The organism is Synechococcus sp. HK05 (assembly GCF_019104765.1).
Classification (GTDB): Bacteria; Cyanobacteriota; Cyanobacteriia; order PCC-6307; family Cyanobiaceae; genus Vulcanococcus.
This window is the reverse complement of sequence record NZ_JAHRXJ010000014.1, coordinates 13,808-29,485: the sequence shown is the minus strand read 5'-3', so window position 1 is coordinate 29,485 and position 15,678 is coordinate 13,808. Positions and strand designations below refer to the sequence as shown.

The following is a 15,678-nucleotide window of genomic DNA, read 5'->3' as shown; positions in this document are numbered from 1 at the left end:
CGATGGGGCCAGTTTCTAGAGTTGGCACCTGATCTGCGCCTGCGGGCGGAAGTGGCGCTGTGCTCAAACCCGACTGGCTGCGTGTGAAGGCTCCCCAGCGGGAGCGGATCGGCGAGGTGGCCGATCTGCTGCTGGATCTCAAGCTCAACACGGTGTGTCAGGAAGCCAGCTGCCCCAACATCGGCGAGTGCTTCGCCGGCGGCACCGCCACGTTTTTGATCATGGGGCCGGGCTGCACCCGCGCCTGCCCCTACTGCGACATCGACTTCGACAAGAGCGTTCGCGAGCTCGATCCCACGGAACCGGTGCGGCTGGGTGAAGCCGTGGCCCGCCTCGGGCTCAAGCACGTGGTGATCACCTCGGTGAACCGCGACGACTTGGCCGATGGCGGTGCCAGCCAGTTCGTGGCCTGCATCGAGCAGGTGAAGCAGCGCTCACCGCTCACCACGATCGAGCTGCTGATCCCGGATTTCTGCGGCAACTGGGACGCCCTGGCCGTGGTGATGGACGCGGCGCCCCATGTGCTGAACCACAACATCGAAACCGTGCCGCGGCTCTACAAAAAAGCCCGGCCCCAGGGGATCTACGAGCGTTCGCTCGAGCTGCTGCAGCGGGTGCGCCTGGGCTGGCCCAAGGCCTACAGCAAATCAGGCCTGATGGTGGGTCTAGGGGAAAGCGATGCGGAGGTGCTGGAGGTGCTCGCCGATCTGCGCCGCCATCAGGTCGACATCGTGACCATCGGCCAATACCTCTCACCCGGGCCCAAACATCTACCGGTGGATCGCTTCGTGACGCCGGAGCAATTTGAGGCGTTCCGGAGCCATGGCGAACAGGAGCTGGGCTTCCTGCAGGTGGTGAGCACACCGCTCACTCGCAGCAGCTATCACGCCGGCGAGGTGCAGCGGCTGATGGCGCAGTATCCGCGCTAGGGATCCAGCAGGAATTCCGCCTCCAGGGCGCAGGCCTCAACGGCCAGAGGGCCCGCGGCGAGCTCATCGATGCGGCTTTTTACCAGGCTCACGGGAGCCTGCAGCTGAGCGCAGTGCTCAAGAAACGCCACAGCCATCTGGCGGGCGAAGAGCTGCTGCATGTGTTGGGCAAATTCAGGAGGCATGGCTGCCGCTGCGATTGCAGTCAAGCTATGCAGCCCAATCGGGCAGGCCGATCGGGCCAACCGAACCCGCCGGTGGGGCGAACCGACCGGCGGGAGCGTGAACCGAACCGAAGCGCCGGCTAACCGATCAGGCCGCCACCGCCTCGCGCTCAGCCAGACCCACGTTGGCCTTTTCGCTGGGGGGGACCAGCAGCTTGAAGCGCGCTTTCCAGCTGCTCCAATCAGCCAGGATCGCCGCAGCCTTGCTGCTGCCGGTGGCCTCGAGATGGGCCTCCAGCAGTGGCTTGAGCAGCGCTTCCTGCTCGGGGGTGGTGAGCTCGCAGATCGCCACGATCTCGGGGTTCACCCGCTCGCTCAGGCCGCCCGTCTCATCGAGCAGGAAGGCCACGCCACCGGTCATGCCAGCGGCCACGTTGCGGCCGGTGCTGCCCAGCACTACCACCACACCACCGGTCATGTATTCGCAGCAATGGTCGCCGGCGCCTTCCACCACGGTGCGGGCACCGCTGTTGCGCACGGCGAAGCGCTCACCAGCGCGGCCCAGGGCGAACAGCTCGCCGCCGGTGGCGCCGTAGAGACAGGTGTTGCCCAGGATCACCTGACTGCCGGGATCGCGGCCACCGGAGGGAGGCACCACGGTGATGCGGCCGCCATTGATGCCCTTGCCCACGTAGTCGTTGGCTTCACCCACCAGGCGCACGTTCATGCCCTGCACGTTGAAGGCCCCGAAGCTCTGGCCGGCGGCACCCTCATAGGTGAGGTCGAGCTGACCCTGGAAGCCGGTGTTGCCATGACGCGCCGCGATCTCACCGCCCAGGCGGGCGCAAACGCTGCGATCGGTGTTGATGATCGGCAGGGTGCGAGCCACGTGGCCATGGCCTTCGAGGGCGGCCATCAGCTCGGCATCCGCCAGCAGTTGGTCTTCGAGGATGGGGCCGTTGCCATGGGCGTCAGCGTCGTGCTGGAGCCACGAGCGATCGGCGGCCTGGGGAATGGGGTCGAGCAGGCAGGAGAGATCGATCGCTTTGGTTTTGGCCAGCTGCACGGCGCGGGGCTGCAGCAGCTCGGTGCGGCCGATCAGATCCTCGAGGCGCGCCACGCCGAGCACGCTGAGAAGCTGACGCACCTCTTCAGCCACAAACAAGAAGAAGTTCACCACGTGCTCGGGGATGCCGGTGAAGCGCTTGCGCAGGGCTTCCTTCTGGGTGGCCACGCCCACCGGGCAGTTATTGGTGTGGCAAACGCGGGCCATGATGCAGCCCTCGGCGATCATCGCGATCGAACCGAAGCCGTATTCCTCAGCCCCGAGCAGGGCGGCGATGATCACGTCCCAGCCGGTCTTGAGGCCGCCATCGGCGCGCAGCAGCACACGATCGCGCAGGCCGTTTTCGAGCAGGGCGCGGTGCACCTCGGTGAGGCCAAGCTCCCAGGGGCCGCCGGCGTGCTTGATCGAGCTCAGCGGTGAGGCGCCGGTGCCGCCGTCGTGGCCGGAGATCTGAATCACATCGGCGTTGGCCTTGGCCACACCGGCAGCGATGGTGCCGATGCCGATCTCGGCCACCAGCTTCACGCTCACCTTGGCGGCGGGGTGCACCTGGTGCAGGTCGTGGATCAGCTGCGCCAGATCCTCGATCGAATAGATGTCGTGGTGGGGCGGCGGTGAGATCAGCGCCACGCCGGGCTTGCTGTTGCGCAGCCAGGCGATGTAGGGATCCACCTTCGGACCGGGCAGCTGACCGCCTTCGCCGGGCTTGGCTCCCTGGGCCACCTTGATCTCTAGCTGCCGGCCGCTGCGCAGGTATTCGGGGGTCACGCCGAAGCGACCCGAGGCGATCTGCTTGATCGCGGAGCAGGCGGTGTCGCCGTTGCGCAGGCCTTTGATCGTGGGCAGGGTGGCGGAACGCCCCTCGCCGTCCACATCCTGGAGGGCATGGAAGCGGGCCGGATCTTCGCCGCCTTCGCCGCTGTTGCTCTTACCGCCGATGCGGTTCATCGCGATCGCCAGCACCTCATGGGCTTCCCGTGAGAGAGCGCCGAGGCTCATGCCACCGGTGCAGAAGCGCTCGCAGATGCTCTCCACGCTTTCCACCTGATCCAGCGGCAGCGCCGCCGGGGCGGGCTTGAGCTCCAGCAGATCGCGCAGCGCCGTAACCGGGCGGTTCTCCAGCAGGGTTTTGTAGGTGGAGAAGTGGTCGTAGCCGGGGCCGGCCTCCACAGCCGCATGGAGAGCCTTGGCCATCTCCGGGCTGTTGAGGTGGTATTCGCCACCGGTGCGGTACTGCACAAAGCCCATGAACTCGAGCTTGGTGCGGTTGAGCTCCGGGAAGGCCTTGGCGTGGAAGCTCAGGGTTTCGCTGGCCAGCTCGCTGAGGCTGAGGCCAGCCACCCGGCTGGTGGTGCCCTTGAAGGCCAGCTCGATCAAATCGGCGCCGATGCCGATCGCCTCGAAAATCTGAGCACCGTGATAGCTCGCCAGCAGCGAGATGCCGATCTTGGACAGGATCTTGCGCAGGCCATCTTCCAGGGCCTTGCGCACATTGGCTTGCACCAGATCCACGGTGAGGGCGGGCAACTTGCCGCGCTCGATGTTGGTTTGCACCTTGGGCTGCGCCAGCCAGTGGCGCGCCGTTTCCCAGGTGAGCCAGGGGCACACGGCGCTGGCACCGAAGCCGATCAGACAGGCCACGTGATGGGTGCTCCAGCACTGGGCTGTGTCGGCCACCAGGGAGGTCTGCAGACGCAGGCCGAGGTTGAGCAAGTGGTGGTGCACCGCACCCACCGCCAGCAGAGGCGGCATATAGGTGGTGGTGGCGTTGATGCCCCGGTCGCTGAGCACCAGGATCTGGCTGCCGCCGCGCACGGCCGCCTCGGCTTCAGCCTTGAGCCGCTCGACCGCCGCCGCCAAACCAGCGGGGCCATCGGTGATCGGCATCAGGGTGGAGAGGGTGCTGCAGGGAATGCCCTGCTGCGCCACAGCCGCCAGTTCGGCCTCGTTGAGGATGGGGCTATCGAGATGCAGTGCGGCGGCAGCGGATGCCTGGGGCTGCAGCGGTGAGCCGCGCTTGCCCAGGTGCATCTCCAGGCTCATCACCAGCTTTTCGCGCAGCGGATCGATCGGCGGGTTCGTGACCTGCGCGAAGCGCTGTTTGAAGTAGTCGTAGAGCAGGTGGGGCTTATTGGAGAGCACCGCCAGGGGGATGTCGTCGCCCATGCAGTAGGTGGGCTCCTTGCCGGCACCCGCCATGTCTTCGATCACCAGATCAAAGTCTTCAGCGGTGAAGCCAAAGGCGGTCTGCTGCTGCAGCAGCTCGAGATCGCCGAGCTGACGCTCCTGGGCCCAGGGCTGAACCCCAAGGTCGCGGCGGTGTTCCGCCAGCCACTGGCCGTAGGGATGGCGCGAAGCGATCTCCTGCTTCACCTCCCAGTTGTGCAGCAGGCGGCCGTTCTCCAGATCCACCGCCAGCATCTGGCCGGGGCCGAGGCGGCCCTTTTCGATGATGCGGCTCTCCTCGAGCTCCACCACGCCGGTTTCTGAGCCCATCACCACGAACCCGTCGTTGGTGATGCAGTAGCGAGCCGGGCGCAGGCCGTTGCGGTCCAGGGTGGCGCCCACGCTGCGGCCATCGGCGAACACCAGCAGGGCCGGGCCATCCCAGGGTTCCTGGGTGCAGGCCGAGTATTCGTAGAACGCCTGGATCTCCGGCTTATCCGCCAGCTCGGGCTGATCGCGGAAAGCCTCAGGCACCAGCGTGAGCAGGCTCTCGGTGATCGGCCGGCCGCTGCGCACCAGCAGCTCCAGGGTGGCGTCGAGGTTGGCGGAATCACTGAAGGCCGGATTCACCACCGGCTTGAGATCGGAAGCGGCCTCACCCCACACCGCATCGAGATCGGCCTCGGAAGCGCGGGCCCAGTTGAGGTTGCCCAGCAGAGTGTTGATCTCACCGTTGTGCCCCAGCAAGCGCATCGGCTGGGCCAGGGGCCAGCGGGGCAGGGTGTTGGTGCTGAAGCGGCGGTGATACACCGCAAAGCTCACGGCGAAGCGTTCATCGCGCAGGTCGCCGTAGAAGGCCGAGAGCACTTCCGAGCGCACCATGCCCTTGTAAACAACGGTGCGGCTGCTCAGCGACGCGAAATACAGCTCGCTGGGGCCAGCGCCCCAAGCCGCCCGGGCCCGATCGCCGCAGCGGCGGCGCAGACGGAACAGCAGCGATTCGAGGGCATCGCCGGCCTCAGCCGCGCCGAGCAGCCACTGCTCAATCACCGGCGCGGTGCCGCGAGCCAGGGGGCCGAGCACCGAGGCATCCACCGGCACCGCACGCCAACCGAGGCTGGCGAGGCCGAGCTTGGCGGCCTCTTCATCGCAGAAGGCTTTGGCCTGGTCGCGGCGGGCCGGGTCTGCGGGCAGGAACAACATGCCCAGGCCGCGGCTGCGGCCGCTGCTCGCGGCGGCCTCAGGCCACACCGCATCGAGATAGCTCCATGGGATGCCGCAGAGCACGCCCGCACCATCGCCGGAATCGCCATCGCCGCCGCAGCCGCCCCGATGCTCCATGCAATCGAGACCGCGCAGGGCCTGCCGCAGCACCCAGTGGCTGGCTTCCCCCTTCAGGCTGGCCAGAAAACCCACACCGCAGGCATCCTTCTCGCCGGCCACCGCCGCCGGGGCGGGGCTGTCGCGATGGGGCCATTCGGGGCGAGAAAACTGCGACATAACCCGGCGACAACCTGTTGCGAATTGATCCAGCGCGAGAGCGAACCTGCCACCGCGCAAGCGCTGCCATGGCCGTGGCTCGCCCGGCCTGGGGCCGCGCTGCGAACTGCTGATCCTAAGAGCTGGTATCCCCTGGGCGCAGCCAAACGAGCTCGCTAGCGTGGCTGGGCCTGCCGCCGCTGTTGGATGCCCCCCCTGCCGGCGCTGGCGGCTCTACTCCCCGGCATCCCTCTCACACCGCCGCCGCCCCTACCGGCTCCGCCCCCCCAGGCGCCGCTGCAGCGCCAGGCGAAGCCTGCGGGCAGGCAAGGGGTTTCGGGAACAAGCCTCAGCATTAATGGTCTGCGCCAGCAAGCCCTCTGGCTGGACGATGCCGGTGAGCTCTGGCTGCCGCTGGAAGTGCTTGAAGGCCAGCTGGGGGTAAGCCGCAGCGCCGCTGCGGGCGGCAGCCTGGCCCTCGAATGGTTCGGGCAAACGCTGAAGCTGAGCGCCGACCAGCAACGCAGCCTCGACGACGAGGTGGCCGTACCCGTCGGCAGCCTGCTGGAGGCCGTAGGGGTCAAGGTGCGCCGCCAAGGGCGTGAACTGCAGCTGGAGTTGCCCAGCCGGCCTTTGCAGGCGATTCGCACCAGCAAGCCGAGCATCAGCGGCCAGCGGGTGGTGCTGGATCTCAGCGCTCCCGCACTGGTGCGCAGCGGCGATGGCCAGCTGCTGATCGGCGCGGAAGCCACGGCGGCGCAGTTGGAGCAGCTCAAGCAGCTGGGGCTCAAACCAAACCAGCGCCAGGGCTGGTTGAGCGTGCAGGTGCCCCGCGAGGGGGAGCGTCTCAGCCTGGGAACCCCCTGGCGACTGGTGCTCGATCTGCCCCAAGCAGCCGGCCAGGGCATCGCCACCACCCCAACACCAGCTCCCGAGCGGGATCCACGCCTGGTGGCACTGCAAAAGCAGGGTTTGCAGCTGGAGCGGCGCATCGGCCGCATCGGCTCCCGCCAGGTGCTGATCAACAGCGTGCGCCTCGATCCCCGCCAGGTGCCCCTGGAGCTGCGGCCCCTGAACCGCAGCGATGGCATGCAGGGCCTGAGCAGCCTCAGCCAACTGGCCCGCCAGGAGCAGGCCCTGATCGCCATCAACGGTGGCTATTTCAATCGCGTGAACCGACTGCCCCTGGGGGCGATGCGAGAGCAGGGGCGCTGGCTGTCGGGCCCGATCCTGAACCGCGGGGCCGCCGGCTGGACGGCGGGCGAACTCCCCCGCTTCGATCGGCTGATGCTGGTGGAAACGATCGAAGACAGCAACCGCCAACGCTGGACGGTGAGCAGCGTGAACAGCGGTTATGTGCAGAAGGGCCTGGCCCGCTACACCGCCGACTGGGGCAGCCGTTACCAACCGATCACAGGCACCGAGATGGGCGTGCTGGTGCGTCAGGGGGTGGTGCAGCAGCGCTTTGAACTGGGGGAACTGCGCCCCGGGGTGCCGCTGCGCAATGGCGATCTGTTGCTGGTGGCGCGCGGCGGTGTGAACGTGCCATGGCAGACAGGCGAGCCCCTCACGCTGAAGAGCCGAGCCAGCAGTGCGGTGGGCGATCAGCCGAATGTGCTGGGAGGCGGGCCATTGCTGCTGCAAAACGGCCGGGTGGTGCTCAACGGCAGCGCGGAAGGATTCAGCTCCGGCTTCATGGCCCAGGGTGCCCCGCGCACCGTGGTGGGCAGCGATGGTCGCCAGCTCTGGCTGATCACCCTGCAAGGGGTGAACAATCCCGGCCCAACGCTGATGGAAACAGCACTGCTGATGCGGCAGGAGGGATTGAAGGATGCCCTCAACCTCGATGGCGGCAGTTCCACAGGGCTGGTGCTGGCGGATGTGCACACCGTGAAGGGCCGGGGTGTGGCAGCGGCTGTGCACAACGGCCTAGGCCTGGTGCCCAAGCTGGAGCAGGCCCGCACCCCCGAGCGCCCCTAACCCGGCAACCCTGACACACTGGGGCGACTGCCCCAACCTTCAACCCATGCCCAAGGGCCACAGCCTGCGCCTCACTGCTGCGGCAGCCGCCGAACTGGGGCGCCAGGCGGCCGTGGCAGGCACCCCCGGGATGATGCATCTCGATCTGGTGGACGGCAGCTGTGAGCGCTGGGTGATCCGGATCCGGCCTGGCCATCTGGCAGGGGTTGCCGTGGCCCGTGCCGATGGCATCACCCTCTTTGCCCCTGGCGATCAGTGCGAGCGCCTGGGCAGCCTCGAACTCGACTACCGCGGCGATCTCAGCGGCGGCGGTTTTCTGGTGCGGGCGGGCCGAGAGCTGCGCATTTGCGCCTGTGGCGCCGCCTTCAGCCCCGCAGAGGAGCCGGCAGGGGTGGGGGTGCAGGCGACAAAGTAAGGTGGCGGATTGTCGCCATGGTCGGATTTTCCGGCCTCCCGTAACCGGCCCTCGATGCCCACGATTCAGCAGCTGATCCGCAGCGAGCGGCAGCGCCTTACCCGCAAGACCAAGTCGCCTGCCCTGCGCGCCTGCCCCGAGCGCCGTGGTGTGTGCACCCGCGTGTACACCTCCACCCCGAAGAAGCCGAACTCGGCACTGCGCAAAGTGGCTCGTGTGCGTCTCACCTCTGGTTTCGAGGTCACGGCCTACATCCCCGGCATCGGCCACAACCTTCAGGAGCACTCCGTGGTGATGATCCGCGGCGGTCGTGTGAAGGATCTGCCCGGTGTTCGCTACCACATCATTCGCGGCACCCTGGATACCGCTGGTGTGAAGGATCGCCGCCAGTCGCGCTCCAAGTACGGCGCCAAGACGCCCAAGGACTGATTTCAGTCAGCCGTAGTCGTTTCCTGATTCCCTTTCCCCAGGTCTATGTCACGCCGCAACGCCGCCGAGAAGCGTCCGATCCTTCCGGATCCGCAGTTCAACAGCCGTCTGGCCACCATGATCGTGGCCCGTCTGATGAAGCACGGCAAGAAGTCAACCGCTCAGCGGATTCTTTCCGATGCCTTCACGCTGATCGGCGAGCGCACCGGCGCTGACCCCCTGGAAGTGTTCGAGACCGCCGTCAAGAACGCCACTCCCCTGGTGGAAGTGCGTGCCCGCCGCGTGGGTGGTGCCACTTACCAGGTGCCCATGGAAGTGCGTCAGGAGCGCGGCACCGCCATGGCTCTTCGCTGGCTGGTGAACTTCTCCCGTGCCCGCAATGGCCGCAGCATGGCTCAGAAGCTGGCTGGCGAACTGATGGATGCGGCCAACGAGGCCGGCAGCGCCGTTCGCAAGCGCGAAGAGACCCACAAGATGGCCGAAGCCAACAAGGCCTTCGCCCACTACCGCTACTGATCGCCGCCCGCGCAGGTCGGCCGGAGGCCGACTTGTAGAGTGGCGCCCGCTTTTTTGTCGATTCCCCTTCCGGAGACCTAACCCGTGGCTCGCGCCTATCCCCTAGAACGCGTACGAAATATTGGTATTGCGGCACACATTGATGCCGGTAAGACCACCACAACTGAACGAATCCTCTTCTATTCAGGCGTGGTCCACAAGATCGGTGAGGTGCACGATGGCGCCGCCGTGACCGACTGGATGGCCCAGGAGCGCGAGCGGGGCATCACCATCACCGCGGCCGCCATTTCCACCAGCTGGAAAGAGCACCGGATCAACATCATTGATACGCCGGGCCACGTGGACTTCACCATCGAGGTGGAGCGCTCCATGCGTGTGCTCGACGGTGTGATCGCGGTGTTCTGCGCCGTGGGTGGTGTGCAACCCCAGTCGGAAACCGTCTGGCGCCAAGCGGATCGCTACAGCGTTCCCCGCATGGTGTTCGTCAACAAGATGGACCGCACCGGCGCCGACTTCCTCAAGGTGCACGGTCAGATCAAGGATCGCCTCAAGGCCAAGGCTGCTCCGATCCAGCTGCCCATCGGCGCCGAAGGCGAACTGAGCGGCATCGTCGACCTGGTGAAGAACCGCGCCTTCATCTACAAGGACGAGCTCGGCAAGGACATCGAGGAGACCGAGATCCCCGCTTCGATGGCTGATGAGGCCGCCGAATGGCGCGCCTACCTGATGGAAGCGGTTGCCGAAACCGATGAGGCGCTGATCGAGAAGTTCCTCGAAGAAGGCGAACTCACTGAAGAAGAACTGCGCAAGGGCATCCGCGAAGGCGTGCTGAAGCATGGCCTGGTGCCGATGCTGTGTGGTTCCGCCTTCAAGAACAAGGGCGTGCAGCTGCTGCTGGATGCCGTTGTGGATTACCTGCCCGCACCGGTCGACGTGCCCCCGATTCAGGGTGTGCTGGCCAACGGCGAAGAGGCTGTGCGTCCTGCAGACGACAGCGCTCCCTTCAGCGCCCTGGCGTTCAAGGTGATGGCCGATCCCTTCGGCAAGCTCACCTTCGTGCGCATCTACTCAGGTGTGCTGCAGAAGGGCAGCTATGTGCTCAACTCCACCAAGGACAAGAAAGAGCGCATCTCCCGACTGATCGTGCTCAAGGCCGACGACCGTGAGGAAGTGGATGAGCTGCGTGCGGGTGACCTCGGCGCCGTGCTCGGCCTGAAGGACACCACCACCGGCGACACCCTGTGCGTGGATTCCGATCCGATCGTTCTGGAATCGCTCTACATCCCCGAGCCTGTGATCTCGGTGGCCGTGGAGCCCAAGACCAAGGGCGACATGGAGAAGCTCTCCAAAGCCCTGCAATCCCTCTCCGAGGAAGACCCCACCTTCCGGGTTCGCACGGATCCGGAAACCAACCAGACCGTGATCGCCGGCATGGGCGAACTCCACCTGGAAATCCTCGTGGACCGCATGCTGCGCGAATTCAAGGTGGAGGCCAACATCGGTGCTCCTCAGGTGTCTTATCGCGAAACCATTCGCGCCAGCGCCAAGGGTGAGGGCAAGTTCGCCCGTCAGACCGGTGGCAAGGGCCAGTACGGCCACGTGGTGATCGAAATGGAGCCCGGCGAGCCGGGTTCAGGCTTCGAATTCGTCAACAAGATCGTTGGCGGTGTCGTGCCCAAGGAGTACATCGGACCGGCAGAAGCCGGCATGAAGGAAACCTGCCAGTCCGGCGTGATTGCAGGCTTCCCGATGATCGATGTGAAGGTCACCATGATCGACGGGTCTTACCATGATGTGGACTCGTCGGAGATGGCGTTCAAGATCGCCGGCTCCATGGCCTTCAAGGACGGCGTCAAGAAGTGCAGCCCTGTACTGCTTGAACCGATGATGAAGGTTGAGGTAGAGGTGCCTGAGGATTTCCTCGGGTCCGTCATCGGCGATCTCTCCTCCCGTCGCGGCCAGGTTGAAGGGCAGTCCATCGATGATGGTCAGTCCAAGGTCCAGGCCAAGGTGCCTCTGGCCGAGATGTTCGGCTACGCCACCCAGCTCCGATCCATGACCCAGGGTCGGGGTATCTTCTCGATGGAATTCAGCCACTACGAGGAAGTTCCTCGCAACGTGGCAGAAGCCATCATCTCCAAGAATCAGGGCAATTAATTCCTGATCTTTCCCATACCCATTTACCCCCCGATTCTTTTTCATCATGGCTCGCGAGAAGTTCGAAAGGAATAAGCCCCACGTCAACATCGGCACCATCGGCCACGTTGACCACGGCAAGACCACCCTCACCGCCGCCATCACCAACGTGCTGGCCAAGAAGGGTCAGGCCAAGGCTCAGGCTTATGACCAGATCGACGGTGCTCCGGAAGAGCGTGAGCGCGGTATCACCATCAACACCGCTCACGTTGAGTACGAGACCGACGGTCGTCACTACGCCCACGTGGACTGCCCCGGCCACGCGGACTACGTGAAGAACATGATCACCGGTGCCGCTCAGATGGACGGCGCCATCCTCGTGGTGGCCGCCACCGACGGCCCCATGGCCCAGACCAAGGAGCACATCCTGCTCGCTAAGCAGGTGGGCGTGCCCGCTCTGGTGGTGGCACTGAACAAGTGCGACATGGTGGACGACGAGGAGATCCTCGAGCTGGTGGAACTGGAAGTGCGCGAGCTGCTCAGCAGCTACGACTTCCCCGGCGACGACATCCCCGTGGTGAAGGTGTCCGGCCTGAAGGCGCTGGAAGGCGACGCCGAGTGGGAAGGCAAGATCACCGAGCTGATGGAAGCCGTCGACAGCGGCATCCCCGAGCCCGAGCGCGAAGTCGACAAGCCCTTCCTGATGGCTGTTGAAGACGTGTTCTCCATTACCGGTCGTGGCACCGTGGCCACCGGCCGTATTGAGCGCGGTGTGGTGAAGGTTGGTGAAACCGTGCAGATCGTGGGTATCAAGGACACCCGCGAGACCACCGTCACCGGCGTGGAAATGTTCCGCAAGCTGCTCGACGAGGGCATGGCCGGCGACAACGTGGGTCTGCTGCTGCGCGGCATCCAGAAGGAAGACATCGAGCGCGGCATGGTGCTCGTGAAGCCCAACTCCATCAAGCCTCACACCAAGTTCGAAGGTGAGGTGTACGTGCTGAAGAAGGAAGAAGGCGGCCGCCACACCCCCTTCTTTGCTGGCTACCGCCCGCAGTTCTACATCCGTACCACCGACGTGACCGGTCAGATCACCGCGTTCACCGCCGACGACGGTTCCAACGTGGAAATGGTGATGCCCGGTGACCGCATCAAGATGACCGGCGAGCTGATCTGCCCCGTGGCCATCGAGCAAGGCATGCGCTTCGCCATCCGCGAAGGCGGCCGCACCATCGGTGCCGGCGTGGTCTCCAAGATCATCGAGTGATCCTGATCCGGCTTCGGCCGTGATTTAGGTTTCGGGATGGGGAGTCAGCCCACCGGGCTTCAGCTCTCCATCCCCTTCCGCACCTCGACAATCCAGCTTCAACCTCCCCAGCTGCCTCGTGCCCATCGAGCGCTGGTCCTTGCTGACCTCTCCCGCCTGATCCATGTCCACAGCTATCGCTCAGCAGAAGATCCGCATCCGCCTGAAGGCGTTTGATCGCCGCATGCTGGATCTCTCCTGCGAAAAAATCATCGAAACGGCCGATCACACCGCTGCAACTGCGATCGGTCCGATCCCCCTGCCCACCAAGCGCAAGATCTATTGCGTGCTGCGCTCGCCCCACGTGGACAAGGATTCCCGCGAGCACTTCGAGACCCGCACCCATCGCCGCATCATCGACATCTACAGCCCTTCGGCCAAGACCATCGATGCTCTGATGAAGCTGGACCTGCCCAGCGGCGTGGACATCGAGGTGAAGCTCTGACCCGCTGACTCCGAGAGGATCAGATCCAGGCCCGCCGCATGGCGGGCTTTTTTTGTGGGCCAATCCAACGGCGCCAGCCACCGCGCGACGCTCAGCAGCTCTCCCTAGGATTCGTTCCACCCTGATCCCTCTGCCACGTGACGCAACTGGCCGTGCGCGAGCTGCCACTGTTCCCGTTGCCCGACGTGGTTCTGTTTCCGCAGGAAGTGCTGCCGCTGCACATCTTTGAGCCGCGCTACCGGATGATGCTGCGCACGGTGCTCCACACCGACCGGCGCTTCGGCGTGGTGCGTTGGGATCCCCAGGAAGGTCGCATGGCGGATGTGGGCTGCTGCGCTGAAATCCTGCAGTGCCAGACCCAATCCGACGACCGCAGCAACATCGTGACCCTCGGCCAACAACGCTTTCGCGTGCTCGAGGTGGTGCGCGAGGCGCCCTTCAAGGTGGGGCTGGTGAGCTGGATTGAAGATGAACATCCTGAGAACCACGACCGTCTGAGCGATCTCTCCAGCAACGTGGAGCAGGCCCTGAAAGATGTGGTGGAACTCACCGGCAAGCTGATGGGGAAACCCACCAGCCTGCCCACGGATCTGCCGGATCTACCGCGGGAGCTCTCCTTCTGGATCGGATCCCACCTGGGGGGGCCGGTGGCCGATCAGCAGCAGACCCTGCTGGAAATCACCGACACCGAAGAGCGCCTGCGGCAGGAGTTTGAACTGCTGGATGAAACCCGCCGCCAACTGGCGGCCCGCACCGTGCTGCAAGACACCTTCAGGGACCTGCAGGAACCCGGCGACGCCACCGATCGCTGAACCCTGATGCAGATCCTTGCTGTGCTCACCCCCCTGGCGGGGGGTCTGATGTTGATGGTCGCCGTTCTGGCGGGCCTCTTGCTGATCGGGCTGTTGGTGTGGAGCTGGCGTGATCGCGCCTTCACCAGCACCGCCAGCGTGGCTGACGCCTACGACCGCTGGACCGACGATCAATTGCTCGAGCGGCTCTGGGGCGAGCATGTGCACCTGGGCCACTACGGCAGCCCACCGAAGCGCCGCGATTTCCGCCGCGCCAAGGAAGACTTCGTGCACGAGCTGGTGCGTTGGAGCGGCCTGGATCAGCTCCCCCCCGGCAGCACCGTGCTGGATGTGGGCTGCGGCATCGGCGGCAGCGCCCGCATCCTCGCCCGCGACTACGGCCTCAACGTGTTGGGCATCAGCATCAGCCCAGGACAGATCAAGCGCGCCACAGACCTCACGCCCACGGGCCTGAGCTGTCGGTTTGCGGTGATGGATGCCTTAGCGCTCGAGCTACCCGATCAGAGCTTTGATGCGGTGTGGAGCGTGGAAGCTGGGCCCCACATGCCCGACAAGCAGCGCTACGCCGATGAACTGCTGCGGGTGCTCAAGCCGGGTGGGCTGCTGGCTGTGGCCGATTGGAACCGCCGCGATCCCGCCGTGAAGCCCCTCAACCGGCTTGAGCGCTGGGTGATGCACCAATTGCTGGTGCAATGGGCGCATCCGGAATTTGCCAGCATCCCCGGGTTCCGCCGCAACCTCGAGCAGAGCCGTTGGTCGTCAGGTGCAGCCGGCGATCAGCTCCAGGTGGAGACAGCCGATTGGAGCCGCGAAACCCTGCCGTCCTGGATTGATTCCATCCTGGAGGGCGCGCGGCGTCCGGCTGCGGTGCTGGGGCTGGGGCCGCGGGCCGTGCTGATGGGCCTGCGCGAAACCCCCACGCTGCTGCTGATGCATTGGGGCTTCGACACCGGAATGATGCAATTCGGGGTCTTCCGGGGCCGCAAGCCGGCTTAAGCCGGCTCGCCAGCGTCGATCTGCGTCATCGGATAAGCCCCGAAGACCGCCAGATGTTCGCAGAGTGGCTTCAGCTCAGCGAGGGCCTGGAGCAGGGGCGCCTCCCCCTGGGGCAGCTCCAGATCCACAAAGAAGATGTATTCACCCATCTCCCGTTTTGAGGGGCGTGATTCGATCCGCGTCATGTTGAGATCGCGGTGAGCAAAGCAAGCCAGGGCCTCAAGCAGCGCACCGGGGCGATTGGCGTGCAAGGAAAAGGCGAGGCTGGCCAGGGGGCCCTGCAGGGTGCGTTCGCCCTGGCGCAGCAACAGAAACCGTGTGCAGTTGCCGGCCACATCGTTGATCGGATAGGCCAACACCTCCAGGCCGTGCTCCTGGGCTGCCTGGAGCGATGCGATGGCGGCACGGAAGCGGCTGCCGGCCACCATCCGCGCAGCATCGGCGGTGGAGCTGGTGGGCAGTTGCAACGCGGCGGGCAACTGATCGCTCAACCACTGACTGCACTGGGCCAGGGCCTGGGGATGGGAGAGCACTTCGCTCACCCCCTCCAAGGGTCCGCTGCCGAGCAGGGCATGGCGGATCGGCAACACCAGAGCCCTGGCCACCCGCAGCTCGGGATGCTCCCAGAGGGCATCCATGCAAGCGGTCACGCCACCCTCCACGGAGTTTTCCACCGGCACCACCGCTGCATCGCAGTGGCCCTCCGCCACCGCCTTCACCACGGCGCGGATGCCCACCTGCGGCATGAACGCAGGCGCCTCAATCCCCTCAAGCGCACAGAGCCGGATCGCGGCCTGCTCGCCGTAGGTGCCGACAGGACCAAGAAATGCAATGCGCAT

At 65.5% G+C, this 15,678-nt stretch carries 13 protein-coding genes; 10 read left to right on the top strand and 3 right to left on the bottom strand.

Translation table 11 applies throughout. From position 1 onward, the window contains the following. Positions 1–59: 59 nt before the first annotated feature. A complete protein-coding gene (gene lipA / locus KUL97_RS13495; protein ID WP_217797512.1) occupies positions 60–929 on the top strand; it encodes a lipoyl synthase in 870 nt (289 codons plus the stop codon). Here lipA and KUL97_RS13490 read toward each other — a convergent pair. After that, positions 926–1,114, bottom strand: coding sequence for a hypothetical protein (locus KUL97_RS13490; RefSeq protein ID WP_217797511.1), 189 nt, complete (start codon positions 1,112–1,114; stop codon positions 926–928). The genes lipA and KUL97_RS13490 overlap by 4 nt on opposite strands. A 127-nt stretch (positions 1,115–1,241) precedes the next feature. After that, positions 1,242–5,825, bottom strand: coding sequence for a glutamate synthase large subunit (gltB, locus tag KUL97_RS13485; protein WP_217797510.1), 4,584 nt, complete (start codon positions 5,823–5,825; stop codon positions 1,242–1,244). Positions 5,826–6,011: 186 nt separating this feature from the next. On the opposite strand from gltB, the gene KUL97_RS13480 reads away from it, so the two are divergent. From KUL97_RS13480 to KUL97_RS13440, 9 genes are all read left to right on the top strand, one after another. Further along, positions 6,012–7,784 carry a phosphodiester glycosidase family protein gene (locus KUL97_RS13480; RefSeq protein ID WP_217797509.1) on the top strand — a complete coding sequence of 591 codons (1,773 nt, stop codon included), beginning with the start codon at positions 6,012–6,014 and terminating at the stop codon, positions 7,782–7,784. A 46-nt stretch (positions 7,785–7,830) separates the two neighbouring features. Next, positions 7,831–8,199, top strand: a complete 369-nt coding sequence (locus KUL97_RS13475) for an AIR synthase (RefSeq protein ID WP_217797508.1) — start codon at positions 7,831–7,833, stop codon at positions 8,197–8,199. A 54-nt stretch (positions 8,200–8,253) separates the two neighbouring features. After that, on the top strand, positions 8,254–8,628 hold the full coding sequence (gene rpsL / locus KUL97_RS13470) for a 30S ribosomal protein S12 (protein WP_010311874.1): 375 nt from the start codon (positions 8,254–8,256) through the stop codon (positions 8,626–8,628). 45 nt (positions 8,629–8,673) lie between these two features. Continuing rightward, a complete protein-coding gene (gene rpsG, locus KUL97_RS13465; RefSeq protein ID WP_010311876.1) occupies positions 8,674–9,144 on the top strand; it encodes a 30S ribosomal protein S7 in 471 nt (156 codons plus the stop codon). Between the two features lie 84 nt (positions 9,145–9,228). Continuing rightward, a complete protein-coding gene (gene fusA / locus KUL97_RS13460) occupies positions 9,229–11,301 on the top strand; it encodes an elongation factor G (protein ID WP_217797507.1) in 2,073 nt (690 codons plus the stop codon). A 46-nt stretch (positions 11,302–11,347) separates the two neighbouring features. Continuing rightward, positions 11,348–12,547: an elongation factor Tu gene (gene tuf, locus KUL97_RS13455; protein WP_010311881.1), complete on the top strand. Its 1,200-nt coding sequence runs from the start codon at positions 11,348–11,350 to the stop codon at positions 12,545–12,547. 163 nt (positions 12,548–12,710) lie between these two features. Next, positions 12,711–13,031, top strand: a complete 321-nt coding sequence (gene rpsJ, locus KUL97_RS13450; RefSeq protein ID WP_006910513.1) for a 30S ribosomal protein S10 — start codon at positions 12,711–12,713, stop codon at positions 13,029–13,031. Positions 13,032–13,168: 137 nt separating this feature from the next. Further along, positions 13,169–13,843 carry an LON peptidase substrate-binding domain-containing protein gene (locus KUL97_RS13445; protein ID WP_217797506.1) on the top strand — a complete coding sequence of 225 codons (675 nt, stop codon included), beginning with the start codon at positions 13,169–13,171 and terminating at the stop codon, positions 13,841–13,843. Positions 13,844–13,849: 6 nt separating this feature from the next. Further along, positions 13,850–14,839, top strand: coding sequence for a methyltransferase domain-containing protein (locus KUL97_RS13440; RefSeq protein ID WP_217797505.1), 990 nt, complete (start codon positions 13,850–13,852; stop codon positions 14,837–14,839). Here the strand turns inward: KUL97_RS13440 and pheA are convergent. Next, positions 14,836–15,678, bottom strand: a complete 843-nt coding sequence (gene pheA, locus KUL97_RS13435) for a prephenate dehydratase (RefSeq protein WP_217797504.1) — start codon at positions 15,676–15,678, stop codon at positions 14,836–14,838. The two genes, KUL97_RS13440 and pheA, sit on opposite strands and share 4 nt — an antisense overlap.

Excerpts from the sequence above, each read along its gene's own strand:
- KUL97_RS13490 (WP_217797511.1), bottom strand. The coding sequence starts at position 1,114 with ATGCCTCCTGAATTTGCCCAACACATGCAGCAGCTCTTCGCCCGCCAG.
- gltB (WP_217797510.1), bottom strand. The coding sequence starts at position 5,825 with ATGTCGCAGTTTTCTCGCCCCGAATGGCCCCATCGCGACAGCCCCGCC.
- KUL97_RS13480 (WP_217797509.1), top strand. The coding sequence starts at position 6,012 with ATGCCCCCCCTGCCGGCGCTGGCGGCTCTACTCCCCGGCATCCCTCTC.
- KUL97_RS13475 (WP_217797508.1), top strand. The coding sequence starts at position 7,831 with ATGCCCAAGGGCCACAGCCTGCGCCTCACTGCTGCGGCAGCCGCCGAA.
- rpsL (WP_010311874.1), top strand. The coding sequence starts at position 8,254 with ATGCCCACGATTCAGCAGCTGATCCGCAGCGAGCGGCAGCGCCTTACC.
- rpsG (WP_010311876.1), top strand. The coding sequence starts at position 8,674 with ATGTCACGCCGCAACGCCGCCGAGAAGCGTCCGATCCTTCCGGATCCG.
- tuf (WP_010311881.1), top strand. The coding sequence starts at position 11,348 with ATGGCTCGCGAGAAGTTCGAAAGGAATAAGCCCCACGTCAACATCGGC.
- rpsJ (WP_006910513.1), top strand. The coding sequence starts at position 12,711 with ATGTCCACAGCTATCGCTCAGCAGAAGATCCGCATCCGCCTGAAGGCG.
- KUL97_RS13440 (WP_217797505.1), top strand. The coding sequence starts at position 13,850 with ATGCAGATCCTTGCTGTGCTCACCCCCCTGGCGGGGGGTCTGATGTTG.
- pheA (WP_217797504.1), bottom strand. The coding sequence starts at position 15,678 with ATGCGCATTGCATTTCTTGGTCCTGTCGGCACCTACGGCGAGCAGGCC.